This is a genomic window from Photobacterium sp. GB-50 (genome assembly GCF_003026755.1).
GTDB lineage: Bacteria > Pseudomonadota > Gammaproteobacteria > Enterobacterales > Vibrionaceae > Photobacterium.
The window spans coordinates 1-25,195 of record NZ_PYNX01000001.1; the positions used below are offsets into that span (position 1 = coordinate 1).

Consider the following 25,195-nt stretch of genomic DNA (forward strand, 5'->3'; position numbering starts at 1 on the left):
ATATAGGAATAACACAAGTACTAAAAGAAAGAGAATGGAGATAAGAGAGATGGAGACAAAGCAGGGTTCATATCCATGTTTAAGAATTATTGTGGCTTGTGGTCATAATAAGAAACAGCTTCAAGCGCAGTAGTTTAGGTAGAGAAAGTTGTGTAGTAAATACAGAAAGGTAGTTTGTCCTGAACCCTTTGTATCACCCTATAGGTATGGGCAACTTCAATACGCTAGATACGAAAAAGCCGCTGATTAAACAGCGGCTTTTCGTTTTAAATATGGCGGAGAGATAGGGATTTGAACCCTAGATACGCTATAAACGTATGCCGGTTTTCAAGACCGGTGCTTTCAACCACTCAGCCATCTCTCCATGGCGCGAATAATAGCGAAGTAAATACCGAGTGTAAATAGTGATAAGTACTAACTGAACAGTCTTTAATCGAATTTAACGGATTATTATTTTGGAACACCGCAATCTGTTAAAAAACGTTCAAAACCGTAATTTTCAAGCCATTGCAATTGTTCAGTTGAACTCACCAAAAAGCGGCCAATAAAATTCACCCCATGCCCTTTTATTTCGCCAACTTGATTCTTTGTGCGAGGAATAAGCAACATCCAACGTTGTGTTAATAATATATTATACGGGTGACATTCTGTTAAACCATTGATACTCGATGTCATATACAACTGCATTGATTCCATAACCGACAAATAATGCTGGTAAAGATCTGCTGCATTTAAATATTCGAATCTCATCAAGTCATGTTTAAAGGGTAATAGTCCCTGAAGAATTGTCTTTTCTAAAGGCAGTGATGTTCTAATAAGCTGCATATGCCGATGCATTTGACTAGAACCTGCTATCGCACCTGAATTAAAAAAACCTAAGACGCTATCATCCGTTATTCCTTCTATCCAAGCTTCAAAATCCTTTAACACTAATGGCGACGTTTGCGGAATATAATTTTTCGCACAGATAAGTAGATGAGGAACAACAATAGGAAATTTATTTAATAAACAAACGTGTTGCTCTCCAATCGTGTTGATATATGCTGAAGGATTATATGGTGATACAAACGGATCATGAGTGGCTACAGATGGAGAATGTTTAACTTTCATATTCTCTGTCTCAACATTAACAATAAACTCTATCCCATTTTGCTCAATGATAAGATCGTTTGTTATTAAAGGTAGTAACTCGCCTGACGCTAAACCCTTGTTCGACTTTTCATAACCGATATCCCACAGCATATTCTTTCCTTTACCACTTATTTAATAGTCTTCATCAATCTCAGGAGTACACTCTTCACAGCTTTGTAACGCAATCTCATGTTTAAACATTGCAACACCTTCTGATGTCATATGCTCTGAAATGAGATCATTCACTTCGGTTGAATCTTCTGAGTTAACTTGTCCATGGTTAATTTCATGTTCAGAATAACCATAATAGTTCAGTAGCAAATAATCGCGCGCTTCATCTTCTGAACATATGATACTGACTGAAAAATACTCTTCATAGTCTGTATTTGATTGAGAGATAACGCTTTTTATCTGCTCAAGCACATCGTCTTTCATACTTGGTGTAAACCATCCAAGTTCAGTTTTAGCCATTCGTTTATGACAGATAAAGCAAGGTAAATCTTCGCTGTAATATTTAAAGTTAGTCATTGTGAAACTCCATAAAAGAGGTACACGACAAAATATTCCTAATATAAATAAAATAATAGCTATAAAAATGGAATTTTGTGTTGCGTTTTGAGCTTTTATTCTAAAAATAATAACGTTAGCGAGATCATATATTTTATAAATATAATCTCTTTACTTATTTTATTGACTCGAGATCACAAGTTAACAACTTTGTTATAAATTTTATGTTTTTAATAGCTATTCTTAAATAATCATAAATTGAATGCTTAACAGGATGTAAGATAAGCATTAGCTCTTAAATGGATTAGGAGGTTCAATCGGAGTGCAAAATAATAAAGAAACAAAAAAACAATGGATTATACCAGCAGGGATCAGCTTACTTATGGCTGTTCTCGGAGTAGTTATTCTATCTCCATTTATTAATATTTAATTTAAATGGGGAGTTCCTTCTCCCCATTTACTTGTTACTAAGCATTAACTTACAGATTCCATATTGAATGGATAATAATATTTTGGCATCTTCGCAAGCCGATTAATGTTTTGTCGTTCTTCTTCTGTTAATGCTAAATTATCTCTTGCAGTATATAAAGCGGATTGAAATATAAGCCAACTATTTAGAAATAATTTATCTCCTGTTTTAGCTGTATAATCCAATAACTTATATGTAAAATCTTTTTCTTTTTTTATAACACACCGCTGAAGAGCCATATTATTCAATTCATTAAGTATTATCTTTTTTCTTTCTAAAGGTTGGCTACTTAACCATGAGTCATTAATAGGTTTTAATTTTCTATTTTCAAGTAATTGACATTGATGAATTTGGTTCTCATATTCTTGTTTAACTTTTAACAACTGCATTTTCTCTGAAGAGCTATTTATGCTTAATGAAAATGAAGGAAAAGAGATAATTAAAAATATATACAATAACTTATACACTTATAGCTACTCAATAAGAAATAATGCTTCGGTGAGAAACATTAATTAAATGATGTTTTATATCTCGGTCGGCAACCTTACAGCAATAATTAATGCAAAACAATAAAGACATTTATCGATAAAAAATACAAATCACAACCATAAAAATTTCTTTATTAATTTATTAGCTTTTCATTTTAATTTGATTGTTTAAACTCATTTTTTACTACAAAATAATAACGCTGTCTTTTTCACATACACTATGTTTAGGGATAAAATAATGCATTTCGAACAGCAATTAGCCTTAGCACATCAAGAATTAACGCGCTATGGCATTCAGCCATCGAATAGTCATCCTATCAGCTTTCAATTATTGCACTGGTCAGGATTACAAGCACCTCTCCCTCATTATGGCCATTTCAAAACCAACTTTTCCATTTTTACTGCATGGTATAGTCTTATTTTTGCGATTATTTTCATTCTTGCAGAGATAATCAGCGATACGCCTATTGCTCTTTTTTCTGCTATTTTTACCTCTCTATTTGCAGGCATAACCGCAGGTATTTCAATGGCTACGTATTATTACTACAGCGCAAAGCGTTTTAATTTAAGCCCTTGGCATCAGTTAAAATAATATTAATTATAGAGCCAAACACAACCAGAAGCCTTAAAGGAGTATTTCAAAACAAAAGCTTTGATTTATTCACTTGGGTTTCTTGTCTGCGGTTTTCAGGTTATGTTTATCGCGACGCACTTACCAAACTATTTCGCAGATAAAGACTTACCTGCACCAACCGCTGCTATTGCGCAGACCTATGTCGGTATCTTTAATATCCTGGATCTTATTTTTGGGGCATTTGGGGTGACCGATTCAACAAACGCGATGAAATAGCATCACTCTACCTGCAAGAACAGGCGTCATTACTGCGTTTTTACACTGCCTGTAACTGAAAATACTGCGGTTATTTCTGATGGGACTATCGTTTTTTGCTGGCTGGGGACTGTGCCATTAACTTCTGGCGTAGTTCGACAAGCCTCTTTCTCGTTTTACTTGCTCACTACGCAAGTTAAACGCAAAAAAAACCCTACTAATTTTCATTAATAGGGCTTTATTTAACGCTTTCTAGTTGAGAAAGTGTCTTTGTCGATTACTTGTTTAAGTACTCGCCTTGACGAAGTGCTTCAATACGTTTTTCTAGTGGTGGGTGAGTCATGAATAATTCAGATAATGACTTCTTACCATTAATACCAAACGCCATCATTGAACCTTCTAATTGTGGCTCGTGGCTCACTTTTAGACGCTCAAGTGCTGCGATCATCTTCTCACGACCAACAAGCTTTGCAGAACCCGCATCAGCGTAGAATTCACGATGACGGCTGTACCACATTGTTAGAATACTTGCTAAGAAACCAAATAGAATTTCCATGATGGTCGATACGATAAAGTATGTCATGTAGCTACCGCCACTTTCACCTTCTTCATCGTTATTGTTCACACCACTGATTGCGCCAGCCACTAAACGTGAAACGAAAATAACAAAGGTATTCACAACACCTTGCATTAACGTCATTGTTACCATGTCACCATTCGCCACGTGACTCACTTCGTGAGCAAGTACAGCTTCAGCTTCATCACGTGTCATACTGTGTAATAAACCTGTAGAAACAGCGACAAGTGAATCATCACGTTTCGCACCTGTTGCAAATGCGTTAATATCTGGCGAATCATAAATCGCGACTGTTGGCATACCAATACCCGCCTGTTGTGCTTGGCGAGATACTGTTTCCATCAACCAGTGTTCTGTTTCGTTACGTGGGCTTTCGATAACCACACCACCAACAGAACGAAGGGCCATTGACTTTGACATCATCAAAGAAACCAATGAACCACCAAAACCAAATAGTGCAGCCATAACTAGCAAACCAGAAAGGCTACCGGGTTGCATCCCTGTTACAGCATAAACAATGTTCAATACAACACTGAACACCAGCATTACTGCTAAGTTTGTTAATAAAAACAATGCAATACGCTTCATATTTCTAATATTCTCCACTTAGAAATTATTTCAATTCCTACCGTTATCAGTAGAATCGATGCTATCTCTTAATACTGACTCTATAGTAAACAAAGTCTGTAACTTAACACTATATTCAATGAATATACGTATGATTTAAAGAGTTTAATTGTTACTAATTCTTTATATATGTTCAAAGTGGCAATTTATCAATAGCGAACACAGACAAAGGTTTTGCTTTATTTTTTTAATATCCTCAATCTATGACGTTCTTTAATCCTCTTATCCCTCATTAATATAAAATTAATATCATATTTACCATAATCATTAACTGCATAATATCAATAAGTTACGAACAATAAATGTGCACTATCTTACTTATTAGACTTTAGTCTTATTGCCTCAGAAAACATTCTCTACTATTGTGACTGTGTTTATATTAGACAAAATGTTGAACCAGGGAGGATTCATGGCTAGTAAAGAGAATTACCAAGTTGCCGTTGATATTTTACGTTGTCACCTTGGCATGTCTTTAGAAGAAGCACATAAAGAGCTGGGTATTGATCAGGTATCAAAATCATCAGCAACAGAAACACAAGAATTACTCATTGGCCTTAACCAAGATAATTAATTGTGTAATACCGCGGTCAGTTATAAAGATAAAGGCACTCAATGAGTGCCTTTATCTTATTCTGTGTATAAAAAAACGATGATTAAACGCTATAACCCAAGCTTTTCTAATTGAATATACGATGATAAATCACGCCTATTAATACCTGGCATATAAGGAATTTCCCCTAATTTCACACCCGGTAAATTAAGCTCTAGCATTTTTATCATTTCTGCGTAATTTTCAACTCCAGGGTTAACCCGATTAGCAACCCAGCCAACCAGCTCTAAACCATCAGCTTCAATAGCTTCAGCCGTAAGCATGGCGTGGCTTAAACACCCTAATTTAATGCCTACCACTAAAATGACAGGTAACTTTTCTTGTTTAACCCATGTAGACAAGAAATCGGTACGTGTAACGGGCACACGCCACCCCCCCGCTCCTTCCACTAATACCACATCAGATTTCGCTTTAAGGTGTGCTAAGCCCTGTGAAAGCACATCAAAATCAATGGTTTTACCTTCTCTTTCTGCAGCCAAATGCGGCGAGACCGGATCTTTAAATGTATAAGGGTTCACTTCTTGATAAGTAAGCTCAACCGGCGATGCTTGTTGTATAAATAAAGCATCTGAATTGCGAAGTCCTTCGGCTGTTTCTTCACTGCCTGAAGCGATAGGCTTGTAACCTGCCATTTGAATATTGTGCTGACTGGCCGCTTGTAAAATAGCGCGACTACTGACTGTTTTACCGACTTCGGTATCCGTCCCAGTAAGGAAAAAAGCATTAGTCATTAATTAAAACTCCAAAACAAACTTGATACGTGGCGGGTAATAAATGGCTTTCATCACGATAGGCATCATAGGCATGCTCTAACGCGTTCAATGTTTTACGACCTAATAACACATTTTTCCTTTTTTGTTGCAAATGTGTAGCGCCAATGCCTTTTAGATCTTTCATTAACCCCAATGCTGATGGGTAATGAACGACTATGGGTGAGAATACTAATTTATCTATCTGTGTTCCTGTTTGCGCCAGCGCAACTTTTATTTCATTTTCTGTTTTAAAATCATTAACATGTTGATATTGATCAACTTGTGCCCACGCATCTTTTAACTCATTTAACGAGCCATCAACCAACGTTGTGAAAAAGATCATACCGCCCGGCCGAACAATACGCTTTAATTCTTGAAGTGGTACAGCTAAGTCATCACACCACTGTAACGCCAAGCTACTAAATGCAATATCATAGCTATTGTCTGCCAATGGCAAATTTTCAGCATCAGCCAATAGATAATCACAATCACTATTACAGCGTTGCTTGGCTTGCGCTAACATTTCTAAAGACAGATCAGCTGCCGTCACATTAAAGCCAAGCTTTACCAATTCCGCACTAAAATAGCCCGTACCACAACCTACATCGATCGCTTTTTTATGGCTTCCTACGGCATGAAGATGAGGTAATTCCTCTAATAATAAATGCCCAACTTTACGTTGAAATGCCGCTGCGTTATCGTAATTTTTCGCCGCTTTACCAAAAGCCGATGCAACCGCTTGTTTATCTATTGGCATCGCTGGCTCGGTATTTAACGCCGTATTAAATTTATCCATTATATTGCTCATTAATTACCTCATTTAATGATGCAGCAAGCAGACGAATATCTTTATCATTATGTGTCGCTGTTAATGTGACGCGAAGACGAGCTGTATTTTGAGGAACCGTCGGAGGACGAATTGCACCTACCCATAATCCACGCTGTTTTAACTGCTCAGATATCGCGATAGTTTGTTCACTACTACCAATAACTATCGGTTTTATAGGGGTAATGGTGTACTGCAACGGTATAGAAGCATCGAGTTGCTGGGTGAACAAATCACTTAACGCTGTTAATTTTTCTCGTCGCCAAGGTTGTTGCTGTATCACTTCACATGCTTTACTTAATGCATAGGCTTGAGCTGGCGGCATTGCTGTTGAGTAAATAAAGTGTCGTGCAAACTGAATCAAATATTCAGCAGTGTCGTTATCACATAATATTGCAGCGCCTTGAAGCCCAAACGCTTTGCCGAATGTGATCACTAAAATATCTGCTTTTATTCCGCTCGCTGCACAACTCCCTCTTCCTTCATCGCCAAGTACACCACACCCATGTGCATCATCAACCACTAACCAACTTTGTTGTTTATCACAAACATGACGTAATGCTTTAAGCGGTGAACAATCACCATCCATGCTAAATACGCCTTCTGTTATCACCATTCGTGCTTGGTTAGGTTCAAGGACTTGTTTATCAAGTAATCTATCTAGGGCATCAATATCATTGTGTGGAAAACGCTTCATCATTGCTGGTGATAACATGCCCGCTTCCATCAATGAAGCATGATTCAACTTATCTTGGTACACACTGTCGTGCTTTTGTAATAGCGTAAAAAGCAAAGCTTGATTTGCGCTAAATCCGCTACTGAAAAGTAACGCCCTGTCATAACCGAGCCATTCCGATAATTGCGCTTCTAGATTTGCATGGGGAGAGTGATAACCTGTCACTAAGGGTGATGCGCCACTGCCAGCACCATATAGGCTCAACCCTTGCTGCCATGCTTCGATGATTTCAGATGACTGTGCTAATCCCAAATAATCATTACTTGAAAAGTTAACAAATGATTGTTGATCCGCAGAAATGTGTCCTGATTCATTACCCAGCTTACGAGATAAACAAGTACGGCTACGATAAAGCTTTTGTTTATCTCGTTCTGCTAACGCATGGCGAAAGCGTTGACTAAACAGAGGCATCGTAAAAGATGTCATCTTTAGTCGGGCGAGATGCCACACGTTGTGCCACTTTGCCTAATAATTCATGCTCTTGAACTTCATCAGGTTTCGCTGCTTGTTGCTCACTGTTAATCCCTAACTTAGCAAACAACTGCATGTCTTTATCTTCACCTGGGTTTGGTGTTGTCAGTAATTTGCAACCATAGAACACAGAATTAGCACCCGCCATGAAACAAAGCGCTTGCATCTGCTCATTCATGTCTTCACGACCAGCTGATAAACGTACCGCTGACATTGGCATAATAATACGGGCAACCGCAATAATACGTATAAAGTCAAAAGGATCGACATCATCAACACTTTCTAACGGTGTCCCTTTCACTTTGACCAACATATTAATCGGTACACTTTCAGGGTGAACAGGCAGGTTCGCTAGCTCAACCAATAATCCGGCGCGATCACGCGAGCTTTCACCCATTCCAATGATCCCACCTGAACAAATTTTCATCCCAGCATCACGAACATGAGATAACGTATCAAGTCGATCTTGATAAGTACGTGTGGTGATAATATTGCCGTAGTATTCAGGGGAGGTATCAAGGTTATGGTTGTAATAATCTAAACCAGCATCGGCAAGCGTATCGGCTTGATCACTGGTGATCATACCCAGCGTCATACACGTTTCTAAACCCATTTCTTTTACGCCTTTAACCATATCGAGTAGATACGGCATGTCGCGCTCTTTCGGGTTCTTCCAAGCCGCTCCCATACAGAAACGGGTTGCGCCTGATTGCTTTGCTTTATTTGCAGCGTCTAGGACACGCTCAACTTCCAATAAGCGTTCCTTATCTACATCGGTACGATAATGAGCACTCTGTGGGCAATACTTACAATCTTCAGGACATGCGCCTGTTTTAATCGAAAGTAAAGTACTGACTTGTACTTGATTAGGCTGATGATATTGACGATGTACTTGCTGTGCTTCAAAGACTAAATCCATAAAGGGTTTATCGAATAAAGCTTGGACTTCCTCTACTGTCCAATTATTACGTACTTCCACAGTCTGACCTCAATTATAGTTATCTTACGACTCACAAGGACTTGCTCGATCCTTCATGTTTACCTGATGTTTCACAGCTCTATTTGTTAACGTCTTGTTTCACTTTTACTCAGTAAAAAGCTATTAAATGATAACTCTATGAACTATTACTACTTGGCTAGTCTACTAACAGCACGTAGACTGTCAACTATGGATAATAACAGAGGTTTACATCTGTGCAAAAAACAAACAATATAGATATTGATTTTGATAAAGAACACGTTTGGCATCCCTATACATCAACAGTTACTCCCCTACCTTGCTACCCTGTTACATCAGCCCAAGGCGTTTATCTCACCCTTGAAGATGGTACGCAGTTAATCGATGGTATGTCATCATGGTGGTCGACTATTCATGGTTATAATCACCCAGTTTTAACTGAAGCGGCAAAAGCGCAGCTTGATAAAATGTCACATGTGATGTTTGGTGGTATCACCCACCAGCCAGCCGTTGATTTGTGTAAAAAACTCATTTCCATCACCCCAGATCCTTTAGACAAAGTGTTTCTTGCCGATTCTGGCTCTGTTGCCGTTGAAGTTGCTCTTAAAATGGCATTGCAATATTGGCACGCACAAAATGAATCTCGTACAAAATTTTTAACGGTTAGCCATGGCTATCACGGTGATACTTTTGCCGCGATGTCTGTGACTGATCCCACCAATTCCATGCATAGCATTTATAAAGGTTTTTTACCTGAGCATATTTTTGCCAAATCGCCAGAATGTGGATTTGGGGATAATTGGGATGAAACTGACATTGCTGACTTTGAAGAAAAAATACGTCTTCATCATCATGATCTTGCTGCGGTGATTATTGAACCCATTGTTCAAGGTGCAGGTGGCATGCGTTTTTATCATCCAACGTATTTAAAACGTATTCGTGAGCTCTGTGATCAATACAATGTTTTACTTATTGCTGATGAGATTGCTGTCGGATTTGGTCGAACAGGTAAATTATTCGCCTGTGAACACGCAGAAATAAGCCCTGATATTATGTGCTTAGGTAAAGCGTTAACGGGTGGATATATGACCTTGTCAGCCACGCTGACCACCAAGCATGTCGCCGATACCGTATGCAGCGGTGAAGCGCAATGCTTTATGCATGGACCAACATTTATGGGGAATCCCCTTGCTTGTGCCGTCGCAAACGCCAGTTTAGATTTATTAGCAGAAAATAAATGGCAACAACAAGTCAAAAATATAGAGCAGCAATTAGCGCAGGAACTGCCAGTAATTGCAGAACTTGAAAATGTAAAATCTGTCCGTTGGTTAGGTGCAATCGGTGTGGTTGAACTGCATCACCCTGTTGAAATGAAAAGTATTCAAGAGAAGTTTGTTCAACAAGGCGTTTGGGTTCGCCCCTTTGGCAAACTTGTCTATATTATGCCGCCATTCATTATTAGCTCTTCACAGCTAACCCTACTGACGACTGCAATTAAAAAAGTTATAAGTTCAATATAACGGTCATTAATTCTAGCGAAAATATCGCATGATTTATCATAAAGCAGACAAAAATCTTATTTATGTCTGCTTATACTTTAGGTCATGATGCCAGTACTAAAAATAATAATAATTTAAGTACAGTATCGATGAGAGTACGTCAGCTAGGGCTAAGATTATGCAAATACCTCTGTTTCCACTAGATGTTTATCTATTACCAGGCGGGATCAGCAAATTAAGGATCTTTGAACCTCGTTATATCAAACTGGTAAAAATTGCAGCTACAAACAAAAATGGATTCGGTTTGTGCATGTCAATCGATAATACGATCTGCCACTTTGGCACACGCGTAGTTATCACTGATTTTGATTCCTTACCAGACGGTGTATTGAGTATCACAATTCAAGCCGTTGAGTTATTTCTTATTGACGATCATTGGCGTGATGAAGACGATCTTTTCTTTGGCAGGATATCTTCCGTCCCTAATTGGCAAAGTACTGATATTAACTATACCGATGTTGAGATAGCAAACAGCCTTAAAGTACTTTTCCAAGAACATCCAGATCATGCAAGCTATTACCCTGCCCCTAATTTTGAAGACATGACATGGGTATGTCAGCGCTGGCTTGAAATTTTACCCTTAGAAGTCAACCAAAAGCAGTGGTTCATGAGCCGAAACGACCATACTGCCGCCTTATCTTTTCTACACACGGTAATTGATGATAATTTGCAGAAAAATGATCCATAACTAAATTAATGACGTATCACTATGTAACTATTCACTATTTATATCAATACACATTGAGATTATGTCTATTATTACATACCCTAATTCTCAATCTAGTCATCATTATAGGTTGAGAACACCCACAATGAATGAGATCAGTATTGAGCAACAAAAACAATTACTCGTTAGTGTAGCAACAGACCGTGATAAAACGGCCTTTTCCGCTATATTTTCTCATTTTGCGCCAAAAATCCGCTCTTATGGTTTAAAACACCTCAAGCATGATGCGAATGCGATGGAGCTTGTTCAAGAAACAATGCTTACTGTTTGGCGTAAAGCACACCTTTTTCATCCTGAGAAAGGGGCAGTATCAACATGGGTTTATACAATAATGCGTAACCAATGCTTTGATATTCTACGTAAGCGTCAAGCAACAAAAGAAGATAATTACAGTGATGATATCTGGCCTATTTTTGAACAGAGACTCGTCACAACATCTGATGATCCAAGTAACGAACAGCTCAGTGATGAGCTCGTTACATTAATAGCAACATTACCAAAAAATCAACAAGTTGTAGTGAAGGAAATTTATCTCAATCAGCGTTCACATCAAGAACTTGCCGATCAGTTAGGACTCCCAGTGGGGACCGTAAAATCAAGGTTACGCTTAGGCTTGCAAAAGCTGCGTTCGCATTTGGAGAGTGACGATGCCTACTAATAATATATCGTTAATCAAACATCACCCCAATAAACAATTACTCGAGCAACACATAGAAGGTAGATTACCCCTTTCTATGTCGCTGGCTGTGGCAGCACATATTGAACTTTGCCCTCATTGCCAACAGTTAGAATCACAATTAACACCTCAAATTGCCAATGCTTCTTGGGCGCAAGCAAAAGATGCACAACGTGATTTACAGCATGATCTTAAAGTAGATGCATGTTTTTCTGCCATGCTGAGTGACATTACAGAGAGTAGTGATTACAATACGCCATACCATGAGCCAGAGTCCCTTACTATTGAATGTAAAGGTATAACCTATGCATTACCGAGAGCATTCACTAAATTTCATCAGTTAAATTGGCGTAATTTAGGGAAAATTAGTCGTGCTCGATTACCCTTTGAAGAAGGTGAAGTCAGATCCAGCTTATTGCACATAGGCAAAGGCGGTACTATCCCGACTCATACTCATAAAGGCTACGAACTTACGCTGTTGCTTGCTGGGGATTTCGAAGATGAAAACGGGCACTATGTTGCTGGTGATTTTATCTTACTTGATGAGTCACATTCAGGACACAGCCCAAAAACTTCTGAAGGGTGCCTTTGCTACACCGTGTCAAATGCCCCACTTCATTTTACTCAAGGTGTGAGCCAACTGTTTAACAGTATAGGTAAAGCCATATACTAAGACTTACTTACAGCCTCTCGCTAAATTCCTTATAGCTAGAAATACCGTTGAGAGGCTCTATAACCTTATTCATTTATTGACTCATTGCATTTATAATTTTTCACTTCACCTCGACAATATATATTTAACCTGACCATTCATTTACAATTTCAAATATAAGAACAACCTTATTTATAATATAAACAAAATAACGTCGTTTTATATTTCCATTCTTATACAAAAATAAAATCGCACTTGTAGTTTAATTACAACAAATACGATTTCATTTGAAAATAAGTCTTATTTTATTTTTTACTAAACTTATCTATTATTCAAAAAATTAGCATCTTTATTAGGTTGGAATCGCAAAATGTTTGTTTCCAATACTCACCTAATCAATTATTAAACACTCTCTCCAGAAACACACAACTCATTGATTATAAATAAATATAAAAACAACCACTGATACATAATTGTCAACTAGCATCACATTTCTTTTATTTTTCATCACCTTTGGGATTAAAAAATAGATAGTCATCATCTATTTCCAACCTAAAATACTCTTCCCACTGTGGTTATACGTTCAGTTATTACGTGTCACTCAGTAAATAATTAAAAATAACAACAAAACAATTTCGTGAAACAACGAAATAACTTAGGTGGGAAATATGTTAAATCTTGCAATATCGGTTATCCCTATTTTGCTTTTAATTTGGATGATGACAAAAAAGAATGCGTTACCATCACATATCGCATTACCAGTGACGGCACTCATCGTTGGTTTTTTACAACTTGTCTATTTTGGTACAGAAAGCCAACTTTTAGCCGCAAACGTCATTTCTGGTGCATTATCCGCGATAACGCCAATATCAATTATTGCAGGTGCTATTTTATTAAATCGTACGTTAAACGTATCTGGTGCTGAAGATGTGATTCGCCAATGGTTAGAAGGCATCAGTAAAAACCAAGTCGGTCAGTTGATGATTATTGGATGGGCATTCGCTTTTATGATTGAAGGCGCATCAGGGTTTGGTACCCCGGCAGCAATTGCAGCGCCGATATTAGTCGGTCTTGGTTTTAATCCATTACGTGTAGCCATGCTAGCACTGGTTATGAATTCTGTTCCAGTCTCTTTTGGTGCAGTGGGTACACCTACATGGTTTGGTTTAGGCAACTTAGGACTTCCCGATACAGAATTGCTTGATGTCGGTCGCCTATCAGCAATTATGCATACAGCGGCAGCGGTGGTTATTCCCGTCATTGCGCTTAAGTTTGTTGTTAACTGGCAACAAATAAAACGCAACTTTGTGTTTATCCAACTAAGCATTTGGTCATGTACTATACCTTATGTATGTCTAGCCCAGTGGAACTACGAGTTCCCAGCATTGATCGGTGGCGCAATTGGCTTAACGCTGTCGATTATTTTTGCTCGTTACAATATTGGTTTAGAAAAGCAGACAGATGCTGACAACGATGAAAAATTAGCAAGATTACCATTTGGTACTGTTTTTAAAGCAATGGCGCCAACACTATTACTGATTGTTATTTTAATCGTAACCCGTATTAAGCAACTTGGTCTCAAAGGCCTATTAAATGATGCAACGCCGATGTTACATCTAAATGTAGGTTTTGCTGATTTACATCTTAGCCAAGCGTTAATCATTCAGCTTAGTCATATTTTAGGTACAGATACATCTTGGGCATATAAAACACTCTATGTGCCGGCATTAATTCCGTTTTTTGTGGTAGTGCTTATTTCAATTCCTTTCCTAAAAATGAATATGCAGCAAACAAAACAAGTATTTAGTGATACCGCATCACGCATTAAAACACCGTTTATCGCCCTAGTAGGCGCGTTAATTATGGTGAAGTTTATGATGATTGGTGGAGAGCACTCACCCATTATGACAACGGGTAATGCCTTTGCTGATCTAATGGGTAAAAACTGGCAATACTGCGCCGCTTATTTAGGTGCGCTTGGTGCTTTTTTCTCAGGATCAGCAACCGTTTCAAACCTAACCTTTGGCGCAATTCAGCAGAGTATCGCGCACAATGTTGGGTTGCCTGAAACCACTATTTTAGCCATGCAATCTGTTGGTGGTGCGATGGGTAATATGGTGTGTATTAACAATATTATTGCGGTATCGACCATTCTTGGTATTGCAAATAAAGAAGGCTACATCATTAAGCGTACAGTGATCCCTATGATTTTGTACGGTGTGATTGCAGCATGTGTCAGCATTTTTATCTAATTGTCCCTACATAACATTAGATAAATGATTGGCTTGCTTTCGGGTAAGCCAATCTCAAATATGAACAATCAGGCGGTAACCCGCCACTGGAGCAATAAAATGAAGGTAAACTTTTTTGTCACCTGCCTAGGCGATACAGTAAAAGCTGAAGTTGCCAAAAAAACAGTAGGTTTACTAGAACAACTTGGCTGCGATGTGATCTTCCCAGAACGTCAAGGTTGTTGTGGTCAGCCTGCATTAAATAGTGGCTACATTGAAAAAAGTAAGCCGGCAATGAAAAGTATGATCCAAGCTTTTGAGATCAATGACTTCCCTATCGTAACCCCAGCCGGTTCTTGTGCGGCTGCGGTTAAAAAGTACCCTGAGTATTTAGCAGATGAGCCAGAATGGGCAGAGCGCGCGAAAAAAGTCGCTGATCGTCTGTTCGAACTAACACAATTTGTTGTACGTCAGCTAGGTGTTGAAAACGTCGGTGCTCGTCTTGAAGGTAAAGGTGTTTACCATCCTTCTTGTAGCTTGATCCGTAAACTTGGCGTACGTGAAGAACCTCTACTTCTTCTAAGCAACGTTGAAGGACTTGAGCTTTTACCTATCGAAAACCAAGAAACATGTTGTGGTTTTGGCGGTACATTCTCTGTGAAAATGTCTGAAATCTCCGGTGAGATGGTGACAGAAAAAGTGCGTCACATTAAAGCAGTAGAGCCTGATTTCTTAATCGGCGCTGATATTAGCTGCTTATTAAATATTGGTGGTCGTATTAGCCGTGAAGGTCAACCAATCAAAGTGATGCACATTGTTGATGTGCTGATGAGTCGTTAAGAGGTCATTATTATGTCAATGAAAACAAGCAACCAAAAATTTAAAGATCGTATTCATGTAAAAATGAAAGACGAGTCTATGCGTGCCGCTGTTGCTAATGCACAAGAACGTATGTTCAAAAATCGCGCTGTTGCTGCGGAGAAACTCGGTAACTGGGAAGAGTGGCGCGAAATGGGTATGGATATCCGTAACCATGTGCTTGAAAACCTAGACTACTACCTACAACAACTTAGCGATAACGTTGAAAAGAACGGTGGTCATGTATTCTTTGCAGCAACAGCTGAAGATGCAACTAACTACATCGAAAAGATTATCCAGCAAAAGAATGCGAAAAAAGTGGTTAAGTCTAAATCCATGGTGACCGAAGAAATCGGTATGAACCAAGTGATTCAGCGTAATAACTGTGAAGTGATTGAAACCGATCTTGGCGAATACATTCTTCAAGTCGATGATTGTGATGCGCCATCACACATCGTTGTACCAGCACTACATAAAAACCGTACTCAAATTCGTGATGTTTTCAACAAGAAACTCGGTTACGAAGGCTCTTCTGATCCAGAAGAAATGACACGTTTTGTTCGTAAACATATTCGTCATGATTTCCTTGAAGCAGAGATCGGTATTACTGGCTGTAACTTTGCTATCGCAGAATCAGGCACCGTCACCCTTGTGACCAATGAAGGTAACGCACGTCTTGCAACCAGCCTACCGAAAACGCATATCGCGGTAATGGGTATGGAGCGTATCGTTCCTACGTTTGAAGAATTCGATATTGTTGCGAGTTTGCTATGTCGAAGTGCAGTAGGTCTACCTCTAACAGGTTATGTGACAGCACTTACAGGTCCTCGTGAAGACGGTAACTGTGATGGTCCTGAAGAGTTCCACTTGGTGATTGTAGATAACGGTCGTTCTAAAATTCTTGGTTCTCAATTCCGCTCTATCCTACGTTGTATCCGTTGTGCAGCGTGTGTTAACACGTGCCCTGCATACCGCCATATCGGTGGTCAATCTTACGGTTCAATCTATTCAGGCCCTATTGGTGCGGTACTTTCGCCACTACTTGGCGGCTATGAAGATTTTAAAGATCTACCCAATGCTTGTAGCTTATGTCGTGCTTGTCATGACGTATGTCCGGTGAAAATACCATTGTCTGATTTGCTGCTTAAACACCGTCAAATCATGGGTGAAGAGAAAATCACAGATTCCATGGAGCGAGCTTCCGTCAGTGGATTTAGCTTTGTGAATGCTCACCCTGCACTATGGGATAAAACCGTTAAGATCGGTGCTATCGTTGCAGGTAAACTGATTAAAAATGGTCAATTACCATTTAAAGTTGGTCTACTAAACGCATGGACTCAGACGCGTGATTTACCAAACCCATCGGGTGAGTCATTCCGCAGTTGGTTTAAAAACAAAAATAAATAATTAAGGAGCTTTCCGTATGTCATCTCAAAATGAGCAACGCATTTATAATCGCGATAGTTTCCTTAACAACATCGCTAAACAACTTGGTCGTGAGCGTATTACTACCCCAGTAGAGCGTCCGAACCTAAAATATAACTGTCACAAAGACGTATTTGCTGATAAATCACAAGATGAATTAAAAGATATCTTGGTCGAATACACGCAGTCTTCTTTAGGCGCACAAGCTGTTGTGACAACCAAAGCACAGTTAGCAGAAGCACTACGTAATGTTTGTTTCAAATATTGCAGCGAAGACGAAACAAACATTGATCCTGTTGGTGAAACCATCTTTACCGCAGATACTCGTCTACTTAACATTATTGACCCGAAAGATTTGAGCGCCGATAAGCATGGTGTTTACATTTGGGATCACTCGGCGGGTTACGAAGCAAACATCACAGTAGCTGAACGTGCAAAAGTTGGTGTTGTATTCGCTGAACAAGCGTTAGCAGAATCAGGCACAATGGTACTTTACAGCAACCCAGCACAGGGTCGCGCAGTAAGCCTATTACCAGAAGCTTCTGTATTCGTTGTACCTAAAAGCTCAATCGTTGCTCGTTTAACACAAGCAACTGAGATTCTGCATCAAAAAGCCATGAACGGTGAACGTGTACCTTCATGTGTTAACTTTATTTCAGGTCCGAGCTCGACAGCAGATATCGAGCTGATCAAAGTTGTTGGTGTGCATGGGCCCGTCTTTGCCACCTACATCATTATTGATGATATGTAAGCTTACTTATCACCAATAGTGATAGCAAACTAGTAGGATACTAGTGGTTAAGCACATTACGGGAATACGAATAACGCAGTCTTCGGGCTGCGTTTTTTTATCTAGAATTTAATCTTTTTAAGTATATAATCCTTCGCCTATTAGGCTTTAAGTGGGATAAATAATGCCAGCTATCGATGATCTCGTTTTATTCACTCAAGTTATTGAACATGGCTCATTCAGTAAGGTTGCTGAACTCAATAATGTGACTAAATCCGTTGTTAGCAAGCGTATTAGCAAACTTGAAACCGAATTAGGCTTACAACTTATATATCGCACCACACGAAAGCTAACACTCACAGAACCCGGTGAAGTCCTTTACCATCGTGCTAAAAGTATCAACCATGTTGCTCAAGCTGCTTTTGACTCTGTGAAGGGCTACAGCGAAGCACTCTCTGGTAAAATTCGGATGTCAGTACCGACAATTTCAGGCGAATTAGTATTAGCAAAAGCCGTGTCTGATTTTTGTCAGAAACACCCCGGTCTTTCGGTTGATATGTCGCTAAACAATCACTTTGTCGATCTCGTTGCTGATAACTACGATTTGGTGATCCGTACCGGTTATCTCGAAGATTCAAGCTTAATCGCTCGTCATATTTTTAATTCTCGCTGGGTAATATGTGCCTCACCCGCTTACATTGAACATTATGGCAAGCCAGAAAAACCTAAAGATCTAAATAGCCATAATTGTCTAGGTTATAACCCTCAAAGTACTGGCCCTTTTGACTGGCAATTTATTAAACAAAATAAAATTTACACTCAAAAAGTCAGCGGAAACTTTTCATCCGACAATGCGATAGCGTTGAAAAAAAATGTCCTCGCAGGTAATGGTATCGCTTATCTACCCAATTGCTTAGTTCATGATGAATTAGAGCGCGGTGAGTTAGTTGAATTGCTCTCGGCACATGCGGGTAAAGTGGTGGGGATTTATGCTGTCTATCCGTATACCAGAAAACCTGCTAAACGGATTCAAGCACTGATTGAACATATTCGAGAAAGCTACATGGAAATTAAAGAAAAATTCTAATATCCATGTAGTATCAATTAGTTATAGCAATCAGTTAAATCAATTATAATTAACCGTCGACGAGTTTCATCAATAAATGCCCATCGTACAACGCTTGTTTAACCAAAGCCGCTCCCGGCATCGTCGCTTGAGTGTAAAAACAGCTTTCTTCTATTTCTAAGCCATCGAAATAAACAGGTAAGGTTTGCGAGCTAATACGATCCATAATCGCAGGATAAAGTACCGATTTAGCACGATTAAACTCCCCACCAATCAAAATGCGCTGAGGGTTAAATAGGTTAACCATTATCGCAATGGCTTGCCCTAAATTATGACCTAACTCCACAATAATTTGTCGCGCTAAACTGTCACCTTCTACTGCCGCATCACATACTGATTCAATCGTTAAAGGCATATGATTCAGCATCGATTCATGTCCTGCTTTAAGCTGCGTTTTCACTTGTTCTAAAATGGCCTGTAAACTCGCAACGGTTTCTAAGCAGCCATGATTACCGCAAAAACAACGTTTGCCAAACGGCTTAATTTGAATATGCCCAAGCTCACCCACGTTACCGGTTTTCCCTTGCAGCACATTATCATCAAGGACAATCCCCGCTCCCACACCATGATGAATAGAAATCAAAATGGAGTTTGCAATACCACGAGAATTACCGAACAATTTTTCTGCTAAAGCCCATGAACGTGTGTCATTACCGATAAAAACAGGCAGTCCAGTTTCATTGTGAATAATTTCACCCAAGGGTAAATTAGACACATTATAATGTGGCATCTGTAATACCATACCTTCACTGGAATTAACTAACCCTGGTAATGACACTGCAATCGCTGTCATTCTGTCTAGTTCGCTAACATGATTGGCAAAGAAAATGTTTATTTCAGCTAATAACTTTTTAACCACATCTTCTTGATGCAGTTGCTCAATATCTTGACGTTCTTCTACTAGAATTTCGCCGCCAAGTGCATGTAAAGCAATAGTAAGATAACCACGACCTAAACGAATAGATAAAAATTGCCACCCTTCATTGGCAGGAACTAGCCCAATAGCAGGTCGTCCACGGCTGCTCGGTTCTTGAAATTGCGTTTCTTTAATTAAATGCGCATCAATTAATTCACGGGTGATCTTAGTAATACTTGCGGGGGCAAGTTGACTGCGTTTAGACAATTCAATGCGCGAGATCGGCCCATACAAATCAATTAGTTTATATACGCTGCCGGCATTATTTCTTTTTATATGATCGATATGGCCTGGCTGAGCGACGTACATGTCGATACTCCTGAGAAAAATCAGCTTAAAAACCTTCGGAAACTAATTTTTTTACTTTGCGAAGTAATTGTGAAGCCTCTTATCGTCAGTACGTGACAAGTATCACTATCAACGACTAAAGACATTGAGTTTCGCTTCTGCGATAATGAAAAAAAGGCTTTTTTGCCTACTCTTTTTTTTAATTAGCGGATTTATTTCACGCAGTAACTTTTCTAATAATGATCATGTTTCATTGACACTAGAATGGTTATAGACGTGAAAATAAGAGGTTCAACGTGTACAAAATTAACGAAGTATTCGAAACAATTCAGGGTGAAGGTGTATTTACTGGCGTGCCTGCAATTTTTGTTCGATTACAAGTCTGCCCTGTTGGCTGCTCATGGTGTGACACCAAACAAACTTGGACAGCAGAGTCACAAGATTTAGTTAGCTTAGAGCAGATCATGGCTAAAACTGGGGACTCACCACTTTGGACTAATCTTGACGCTAATGGTGTAGTGCAATTATTACAAGATCAAAAATATACGGCTAAACATATTGTTATTACAGGCGGTGAACCTTGTATTTACGATCTTCGTCCTTTAACTCATGCACTAGAAAAAGCTGGCTTTAATTGTCAGATCGAAACCAGTGGCACATCTGAAATTCAAACCAGTGATAATACTTGGGTAACGGTATCGCCAAAAATTAACATGAAAGCAAAGTTGCCCGTTTTAGCTTCTTCCCTCGCGCGTGCTAACGAGATCAAGCACCCTGTCGGCACTAGCAAAGACATTGAACAACTTGATGCGCTCATTGATGGCGTGACGCTAAAACCTGATGTCACGATTGCGCTTCAACCTATTAGTCAAAAGCCACGTGCAACAGAACTATGTATTGAAACATGTATTCAACGTAACTGGCGTTTATCGATCCAAACACACAAATATCTAGCCATCGCTTAATCGCTCTGTACTTTGCTTGATTTATAAAACATTTATCAAAAAACCGCTTCGCTTTAATGTTTTACAACGCTAAAGCGAAGCGGTTTCTTGCAAATGACCGATAATTAACCAACTATCACCTCAAATTGCCTATTTCTTTCATCAATTTATCATTTGATTGATATCAATACTTGATGCTTGTCGTAAGAAAGGTAATATTGCTAATACATAAATATCTTTAAGCACGAGATACTTTAATTCCAAAGTCAGTGCCTAAACGGAGAATGATTTAAACATGACTTACGCGCCTGTAACAGACGTATTAAGCGGCAAACTAGCGGTAGACAGTGAAGTTACTGTTCGCGGTTGGGTTCGCTCACGTCGTGATTCCAAAGCTGGGATCTCTTTCCTTGCCATTTATGACGGCTCTTGTTTCGACCCGATTCAGGCCGTGGTCCCTAATGAGTTAAATAATTACCAGAATGAAGTACTTAAGCTTACAACTGGTTGCTCTGTTGAGGTTACCGGTACAATCGTAGCATCTCCTGCTAAAGGTCAAGATTTTGAACTAGCAGCAACCAACGTGAAAGTCGTTGGTTGGGTTGAAGATGCAGATTCTTACCCGATGGCTAAAACTCGTCACTCAATTGAGTACTTACGTGAAGTTGCACATCTTCGTCCACGTACTAACGTGATCGGCGCTGTTGCACGTGTTCGTAACTGTCTATCTCAAGCGATCCACCGTTTCTACCACGAGCAAGGCTTCTTCTGGATGTCTGCACCACTTATCACAGCATCTGACTGTGAAGGTGCCGGTGAAATGTTCCGTGTATCTACGCTAGACATGGCTAACATTCCAATGACTGATAAAGGCGAAGTAGACTTTGACAAAGATTTCTTTGGTAAAGAAACTTTCCTAACAGTCTCTGGTCAGCTAAATGCTGAAGCATATGCGTGTGCACTAAGCAAGGTTTACACTTTCGGCCCAACATTCCGTGCTGAAAACTCAAACACAAGCCGCCACCTAGCTGAGTTCTGGATGGTTGAGCCTGAAGTTGCATTCGCAGAACTTGACGATGTAGCTAAACTTGCTGAAGACATGCTGAAGTACGTATTCAAAGCGGTACTTGAAGAGCGTCGTGACGACCTTGAGTTCTTTGCTCAACGTATCGACAAAGACGCAATTTCTCGCCTAGAGAAGTTCGTAACATCTGACTTTGCACAAGTTGATTACACTGATGCAATTAAGATCCTTCAAGACTCTGGCCGTAAGTTCGAGTTCGATGTTGAGTGGGGCATTGATATGTCTTCTGAGCACGAGCGTTACCTTGCAGAAGAACACTTCCAAGCACCTGTAATTGTTAAGAACTACCCGAAAGACATCAAAGCATTCTACATGCGTTTGAATGACGACGGTAAGACAGTAGCAGCGATGGACGTATTGGCACCTGGCATTGGTGAAATCATCGGTGGTTCTCAACGTGAAGAGCGCCTAGACATTCTAGATGCACGTATGATTGAGATGGGTCTAGATCCTGAGCACATGGGTTGGTACCGCGACCTACGTCGTTACGGTAGTGTTCCACACGCTGGTTTCGGTCTAGGCTTTGAGCGTCTAGTCTCTTACGTAACTGGTATGGGTAACGTACGTGACGTGATCCCATTCCCACGTACTCCACGCTCTGCAAACTTCTAATCGTATTTAGTTTAGAATTGCAAAACGCAAAAAGGCTGCCCTATTGGCAGCCTTTCTTTTATCATCCATTTTGAAGAAATCTGATTAACAATGACATTAAACGACGTTAATCATTAAAGTCTAGGTTGTTAAACGGCACAGGTTTTGAGTAATAATACTCTTAAATCTTCTTATCAAGAGATATAATAGGTTGATAATATGAAATAAATTCATTATTTTTTCACCCTACTCCTAATAACTTTTTAATCCCAGCTGAGAATGAAATAGTCAATAATACCCGCTGCGATCAAGCACAATAATAAGAAATATATTAACCAGTAATAATAAATATTTCTCTGGTTTAATTTATCTTTTAAATAACGATTAACGACAACCAGTCCATTCAAATGACCTAAATCAGAACAGATTATGAACCAACTTGTGGGTGTAAAACTATCATCATATTCAGAATGAAAAGATAAACACTTATTACAAAAATGATTGGAAAGTCAATGAGTCCGTTCGAAGTGCTTAGTTTATCCGCTCCTATTTTTACACCAATATAGCGGATATCATGACTATCATATTCTAACACTCTTAATTGTATTTGAGCGGCTTTGCTACACGTTGATATTTTTCGATTTATTGTCTTTCTAACCAATAATCTGTATCTAATTTTTTGCCATAATCTTTTATATCAGAAATAATAGTCGAATAGGTAATAAGGTAAGATAACCAAGATGCAGTTATCTTTTCGAATCCATAACTCATGAAAATAAGAATAGCAGTCAGCTGTCTTGATATTTTTACAATAGGATTAAAAACACCGCTATGACCTTACTCAAAACCCATAAATGTGCTTTAATTGTATCTAATATGAATAAAAAAAATTCGATAGATTTTACTTGTTGATACAATAAAATATCCTCATCAAAGAGATGGCAAATATGATTGAATTTATACTTTTAAGATATAAAATCCCATCCTTCATTTCTTGTATTGATATTGCAAATGTTTGGTAAGTTGACAAATAAAAACAAAAGTTTAATCAGTAGCCTTAAACTTTTCTCTCTTTTATTCATAGGAATATCAGGTGGATATTTCGCTTACAACGCCTATCATTTAGACGAATTTCATGAGCAATATTTTGAAAAAATTAATTCTATTTACTCTGTAAGTCGACGTTTTAGTTCATATTACAACAATACAAGCACCACCTTTATCCCAAAAGGGTTGCACGATTACAATGACGTTGACGTTTGGGTAAAAAAACCTTCAGATGTGAAATTATTATCAACAGGAATAAACCGTCTTCGCTCTCAACTCGATGAGCTTACAGATAATAACATCTGGACGATTGCTGTTTTTGAAAATCCTGCTGACTATGTCCATTTTGATCCCGCTAGACCCCTTTATTTAGAACTTTATAAAAATAATCATGACAACGATATAATAAAGCGAATTATTAAACGAGAGGGTCTTGGTGAAACTTACCGCTATTTTTATGGCTGTAATTTAAAATTGACTGAAAGGTATGTAGAAGAAGGATCTAACCAAAATATCAGATCATTATATTACCCTATCTACAATAATCGTAAGTTAGATGCATTGCTGGCTATTGATATAAAAAGTAACTTACTTCATGAAGCACTTAAAAGTTACAATAACGAATTCAAGACGGTGCTTTATGAAAACCCAGCAAAGCATGGCTATAACATAAAAGAACTATTACCTTGTGCTAGCCAAGATCCCTTTTATGTAGGTGTAAACTTATTGGCTATTTTAAAAGTATCGCTTACGCCTGCATTATTTTTAACCTTCATGATTCAGCTATTACGTTCAAGATTGAAAAGAAGAAAATTTTCGTTACAACGCGATCTTATGACGCATTTCTATCGACGTGATTACTATGAGAAAAAGCTTCTTTCTCAAAAAAGCTTCTATTTGTTAATTATTGATATTGATAACTTTAAGTCTATAAATGATACCTATGGTCATGAAATGGGCGATGAAGTAATACGTACTGTCGCGGAAAGAGTTAATCAATGTATCCGCCAAAGTGATATCGCTATACGTTGGGGCGGGGAAGAATTTATTTTAAGCTTCCCGGTTATGACAAAAGAGCAATTAGAGCTGAAGGCAGAAGAAATACGACATATTATTCAGGTATACCCAATCCATGGGATTGATGTCACAATTTCAATTGGGGGTACGGTGTCGGACACATTATCATTTACTGAAGCATATAAAGTTAGTGATGATGCGTTATATCAGTCAAAACATAACGGCCGTAATCAATCAACGATTATTTAATGACGTTATTGCTGACGACTGCTTACTTTTGATACTAAATTAGCAAATAATGACTGTAATATGCCATCCTTGATAGATCACTCATTGTTCAAGG

The 25,195-nt window shown here is 38.7% G+C and carries 23 protein-coding genes, 1 tRNA gene and 1 pseudogene; 15 read left to right on the forward strand and 10 right to left on the reverse strand.

Annotated features, from left to right (window positions below; all coding sequences use genetic code 11):
* Positions 1-273: 273 nt before the first annotated feature.
* The 4 genes from C9J41_RS00005 to C9J41_RS00020 all read right to left on the reverse strand — a co-directional run bounded on the left by C9J41_RS00005 (position 274) and on the right by C9J41_RS00020 (position 2,574).
* Positions 274-364, reverse strand: a tRNA-Ser gene (locus C9J41_RS00005).
* 86 nt (positions 365-450) lie between these two features.
* On the reverse strand, positions 451-1,242 hold the full coding sequence (locus C9J41_RS00010) for a phosphorylase (protein ID WP_107286980.1): 792 nt from the start codon (positions 1,240-1,242) through the stop codon (positions 451-453).
* Positions 1,243-1,263: 21 nt separating this feature from the next.
* Entirely contained in the window at positions 1,264-1,659 is a 396-nt protein-coding gene (locus C9J41_RS00015; RefSeq protein WP_107205815.1) for a hypothetical protein, read from the reverse strand.
* A gap of 453 nt (positions 1,660-2,112) precedes the next feature.
* On the reverse strand, positions 2,113-2,574 hold the full coding sequence (locus C9J41_RS00020) for a hypothetical protein (protein WP_233218461.1): 462 nt from the start codon (positions 2,572-2,574) through the stop codon (positions 2,113-2,115).
* A 259-nt stretch (positions 2,575-2,833) separates the two neighbouring features.
* On the opposite strand from C9J41_RS00020, the gene C9J41_RS00025 reads away from it, so the two are divergent.
* Together C9J41_RS00025 and C9J41_RS21975 are read left to right on the forward strand one after the other, a co-directional pair.
* A complete protein-coding gene (locus tag C9J41_RS00025) occupies positions 2,834-3,187 on the forward strand; it encodes a DUF6404 family protein (RefSeq protein ID WP_107205813.1) in 354 nt (117 codons plus the stop codon).
* A gap of 12 nt (positions 3,188-3,199) precedes the next feature.
* Positions 3,200-3,613 (forward strand): annotated as a pseudogene (locus C9J41_RS21975) (MFS transporter); the annotation flags it as partial.
* Between the two features lie 88 nt (positions 3,614-3,701).
* Here C9J41_RS21975 and htpX read toward each other — a convergent pair.
* Positions 3,702-4,589, reverse strand: a complete 888-nt coding sequence (htpX, locus tag C9J41_RS00035) for a protease HtpX (protein ID WP_107205812.1) — start codon at positions 4,587-4,589, stop codon at positions 3,702-3,704.
* Positions 4,590-5,037: 448 nt separating this feature from the next.
* Between htpX and C9J41_RS21860 the strand changes: the two genes are divergently transcribed.
* The gene (locus tag C9J41_RS21860; protein ID WP_199186999.1) at positions 5,038-5,199 is read left to right on the forward strand and encodes a hypothetical protein; all 162 of its coding nucleotides are present in this window, start codon (positions 5,038-5,040) and stop codon (positions 5,197-5,199) included.
* A gap of 89 nt (positions 5,200-5,288) precedes the next feature.
* Here the strand turns inward: C9J41_RS21860 and bioD are convergent, their stop codons facing one another.
* From bioD to bioB, 4 genes are read right to left on the reverse strand one after another with little or no spacing between them, the layout of a single operon-like run.
* Positions 5,289-5,969: a dethiobiotin synthase gene (gene bioD, locus C9J41_RS00040; RefSeq protein ID WP_107205811.1), complete on the reverse strand. Its 681-nt coding sequence runs from the start codon at positions 5,967-5,969 to the stop codon at positions 5,289-5,291.
* Complete coding sequence (gene bioC / locus C9J41_RS00045) at positions 5,962-6,786, reverse strand: malonyl-ACP O-methyltransferase BioC (protein WP_107294069.1); 825 nt, start codon at positions 6,784-6,786, stop codon at positions 5,962-5,964. Before bioC ends, bioD begins: the two co-directional genes overlap by 8 nt.
* Entirely contained in the window at positions 6,779-7,963 is a 1,185-nt protein-coding gene (gene bioF / locus C9J41_RS00050; RefSeq protein ID WP_107294070.1) for an 8-amino-7-oxononanoate synthase, read from the reverse strand. Before bioF ends, bioC begins: the two co-directional genes overlap by 8 nt.
* The gene (gene bioB / locus C9J41_RS00055; RefSeq protein ID WP_107205808.1) at positions 7,950-9,002 is read right to left on the reverse strand and encodes a biotin synthase BioB; all 1,053 of its coding nucleotides are present in this window, start codon (positions 9,000-9,002) and stop codon (positions 7,950-7,952) included. Before bioB ends, bioF begins: the two co-directional genes overlap by 14 nt.
* 215 nt (positions 9,003-9,217) lie before the next feature.
* On the opposite strand from bioB, the gene bioA reads away from it, so the two are divergent.
* The 9 genes from bioA to C9J41_RS00100 all read left to right on the forward strand — a co-directional run bounded on the left by bioA (position 9,218) and on the right by C9J41_RS00100 (position 18,926).
* On the forward strand, positions 9,218-10,501 hold the full coding sequence (gene bioA / locus C9J41_RS00060) for an adenosylmethionine--8-amino-7-oxononanoate transaminase (RefSeq protein WP_107245395.1): 1,284 nt from the start codon (positions 9,218-9,220) through the stop codon (positions 10,499-10,501).
* A 157-nt stretch (positions 10,502-10,658) separates the two neighbouring features.
* Complete coding sequence (locus C9J41_RS00065; RefSeq protein ID WP_107205806.1) at positions 10,659-11,228, forward strand: LON peptidase substrate-binding domain-containing protein; 570 nt, start codon at positions 10,659-10,661, stop codon at positions 11,226-11,228.
* A 124-nt stretch (positions 11,229-11,352) separates the two neighbouring features.
* Positions 11,353-11,925 carry a sigma-70 family RNA polymerase sigma factor gene (locus tag C9J41_RS00070; RefSeq protein ID WP_107205805.1) on the forward strand — a complete coding sequence of 191 codons (573 nt, stop codon included), beginning with the start codon at positions 11,353-11,355 and terminating at the stop codon, positions 11,923-11,925.
* Complete coding sequence (locus C9J41_RS00075) at positions 11,915-12,616, forward strand: ChrR family anti-sigma-E factor (protein WP_107260749.1); 702 nt, start codon at positions 11,915-11,917, stop codon at positions 12,614-12,616. Before C9J41_RS00070 ends, C9J41_RS00075 begins: the two co-directional genes overlap by 11 nt.
* A gap of 647 nt (positions 12,617-13,263) precedes the next feature.
* Complete coding sequence (locus tag C9J41_RS00080; protein WP_107294071.1) at positions 13,264-14,847, forward strand: L-lactate permease; 1,584 nt, start codon at positions 13,264-13,266, stop codon at positions 14,845-14,847.
* A 99-nt stretch (positions 14,848-14,946) separates the two neighbouring features.
* Positions 14,947-15,666: a (Fe-S)-binding protein gene (locus tag C9J41_RS00085; protein WP_107294072.1), complete on the forward strand. Its 720-nt coding sequence runs from the start codon at positions 14,947-14,949 to the stop codon at positions 15,664-15,666.
* A gap of 12 nt (positions 15,667-15,678) precedes the next feature.
* Positions 15,679-17,091 carry a LutB/LldF family L-lactate oxidation iron-sulfur protein gene (locus tag C9J41_RS00090; protein WP_107260751.1) on the forward strand — a complete coding sequence of 471 codons (1,413 nt, stop codon included), beginning with the start codon at positions 15,679-15,681 and terminating at the stop codon, positions 17,089-17,091.
* 16 nt (positions 17,092-17,107) lie between these two features.
* A complete protein-coding gene (locus C9J41_RS00095; RefSeq protein ID WP_107260753.1) occupies positions 17,108-17,860 on the forward strand; it encodes a lactate utilization protein C in 753 nt (250 codons plus the stop codon).
* Positions 17,861-18,023: 163 nt separating this feature from the next.
* A complete protein-coding gene (locus tag C9J41_RS00100; RefSeq protein WP_107205799.1) occupies positions 18,024-18,926 on the forward strand; it encodes a LysR family transcriptional regulator in 903 nt (300 codons plus the stop codon).
* 49 nt (positions 18,927-18,975) lie between these two features.
* On the opposite strand, the gene C9J41_RS00105 is transcribed toward C9J41_RS00100, so the two are convergent.
* Complete coding sequence (locus C9J41_RS00105; protein WP_107205798.1) at positions 18,976-20,190, reverse strand: ROK family protein; 1,215 nt, start codon at positions 20,188-20,190, stop codon at positions 18,976-18,978.
* Positions 20,191-20,465: 275 nt separating this feature from the next.
* Between C9J41_RS00105 and queE the strand changes: the two genes are divergently transcribed.
* From queE to C9J41_RS00120, 3 genes are all read left to right on the forward strand, one after another.
* Positions 20,466-21,134 carry a 7-carboxy-7-deazaguanine synthase QueE gene (queE, locus tag C9J41_RS00110; RefSeq protein ID WP_107294073.1) on the forward strand — a complete coding sequence of 223 codons (669 nt, stop codon included), beginning with the start codon at positions 20,466-20,468 and terminating at the stop codon, positions 21,132-21,134.
* A gap of 274 nt (positions 21,135-21,408) precedes the next feature.
* Positions 21,409-22,809 (forward strand): asparagine--tRNA ligase, encoded by a 1,401-nt coding sequence (gene asnS, locus C9J41_RS00115; protein WP_107294074.1) that lies wholly within the window; start codon positions 21,409-21,411, stop codon positions 22,807-22,809.
* 990 nt (positions 22,810-23,799) lie between these two features.
* Positions 23,800-25,101 carry a GGDEF domain-containing protein gene (locus C9J41_RS00120; RefSeq protein WP_107205795.1) on the forward strand — a complete coding sequence of 434 codons (1,302 nt, stop codon included), beginning with the start codon at positions 23,800-23,802 and terminating at the stop codon, positions 25,099-25,101.
* The last annotated feature ends 94 nt before the right edge of the window (positions 25,102-25,195 follow it).

What these genes read in the sequence shown, in the direction of transcription:
- C9J41_RS00010 (WP_107286980.1), bottom strand. Translation starts at nt 1,242, where the DNA reads ATGCTGTGGGATATCGGTTATGAAAAGTCGAACAAGGGTTTAGCGTCA.
- C9J41_RS00015 (WP_107205815.1), bottom strand. Translation starts at nt 1,659, where the DNA reads ATGACTAACTTTAAATATTACAGCGAAGATTTACCTTGCTTTATCTGT.
- C9J41_RS00025 (WP_107205813.1), top strand. Translation starts at nt 2,834, where the DNA reads ATGCATTTCGAACAGCAATTAGCCTTAGCACATCAAGAATTAACGCGC.
- htpX (WP_107205812.1), bottom strand. Translation starts at nt 4,589, where the DNA reads ATGAAGCGTATTGCATTGTTTTTATTAACAAACTTAGCAGTAATGCTG.
- C9J41_RS21860 (WP_199186999.1), top strand. Translation starts at nt 5,038, where the DNA reads ATGGCTAGTAAAGAGAATTACCAAGTTGCCGTTGATATTTTACGTTGT.
- bioD (WP_107205811.1), bottom strand. Translation starts at nt 5,969, where the DNA reads ATGACTAATGCTTTTTTCCTTACTGGGACGGATACCGAAGTCGGTAAA.
- bioC (WP_107294069.1), bottom strand. Translation starts at nt 6,786, where the DNA reads ATGGATAAATTTAATACGGCGTTAAATACCGAGCCAGCGATGCCAATA.
- bioF (WP_107294070.1), bottom strand. Translation starts at nt 7,963, where the DNA reads ATGCCTCTGTTTAGTCAACGCTTTCGCCATGCGTTAGCAGAACGAGAT.
- C9J41_RS00065 (WP_107205806.1), top strand. Translation starts at nt 10,659, where the DNA reads ATGCAAATACCTCTGTTTCCACTAGATGTTTATCTATTACCAGGCGGG.
- C9J41_RS00070 (WP_107205805.1), top strand. Translation starts at nt 11,353, where the DNA reads ATGAATGAGATCAGTATTGAGCAACAAAAACAATTACTCGTTAGTGTA.
- C9J41_RS00075 (WP_107260749.1), top strand. Translation starts at nt 11,915, where the DNA reads ATGCCTACTAATAATATATCGTTAATCAAACATCACCCCAATAAACAA.
- C9J41_RS00080 (WP_107294071.1), top strand. Translation starts at nt 13,264, where the DNA reads ATGTTAAATCTTGCAATATCGGTTATCCCTATTTTGCTTTTAATTTGG.
- C9J41_RS00085 (WP_107294072.1), top strand. Translation starts at nt 14,947, where the DNA reads ATGAAGGTAAACTTTTTTGTCACCTGCCTAGGCGATACAGTAAAAGCT.
- C9J41_RS00090 (WP_107260751.1), top strand. Translation starts at nt 15,679, where the DNA reads ATGTCAATGAAAACAAGCAACCAAAAATTTAAAGATCGTATTCATGTA.
- C9J41_RS00095 (WP_107260753.1), top strand. Translation starts at nt 17,108, where the DNA reads ATGTCATCTCAAAATGAGCAACGCATTTATAATCGCGATAGTTTCCTT.
- C9J41_RS00100 (WP_107205799.1), top strand. Translation starts at nt 18,024, where the DNA reads ATGCCAGCTATCGATGATCTCGTTTTATTCACTCAAGTTATTGAACAT.
- C9J41_RS00105 (WP_107205798.1), bottom strand. Translation starts at nt 20,190, where the DNA reads ATGTACGTCGCTCAGCCAGGCCATATCGATCATATAAAAAGAAATAAT.
- asnS (WP_107294074.1), top strand. Translation starts at nt 21,409, where the DNA reads ATGACTTACGCGCCTGTAACAGACGTATTAAGCGGCAAACTAGCGGTA.
- C9J41_RS00120 (WP_107205795.1), top strand. Translation starts at nt 23,800, where the DNA reads ATGTTTGGTAAGTTGACAAATAAAAACAAAAGTTTAATCAGTAGCCTT.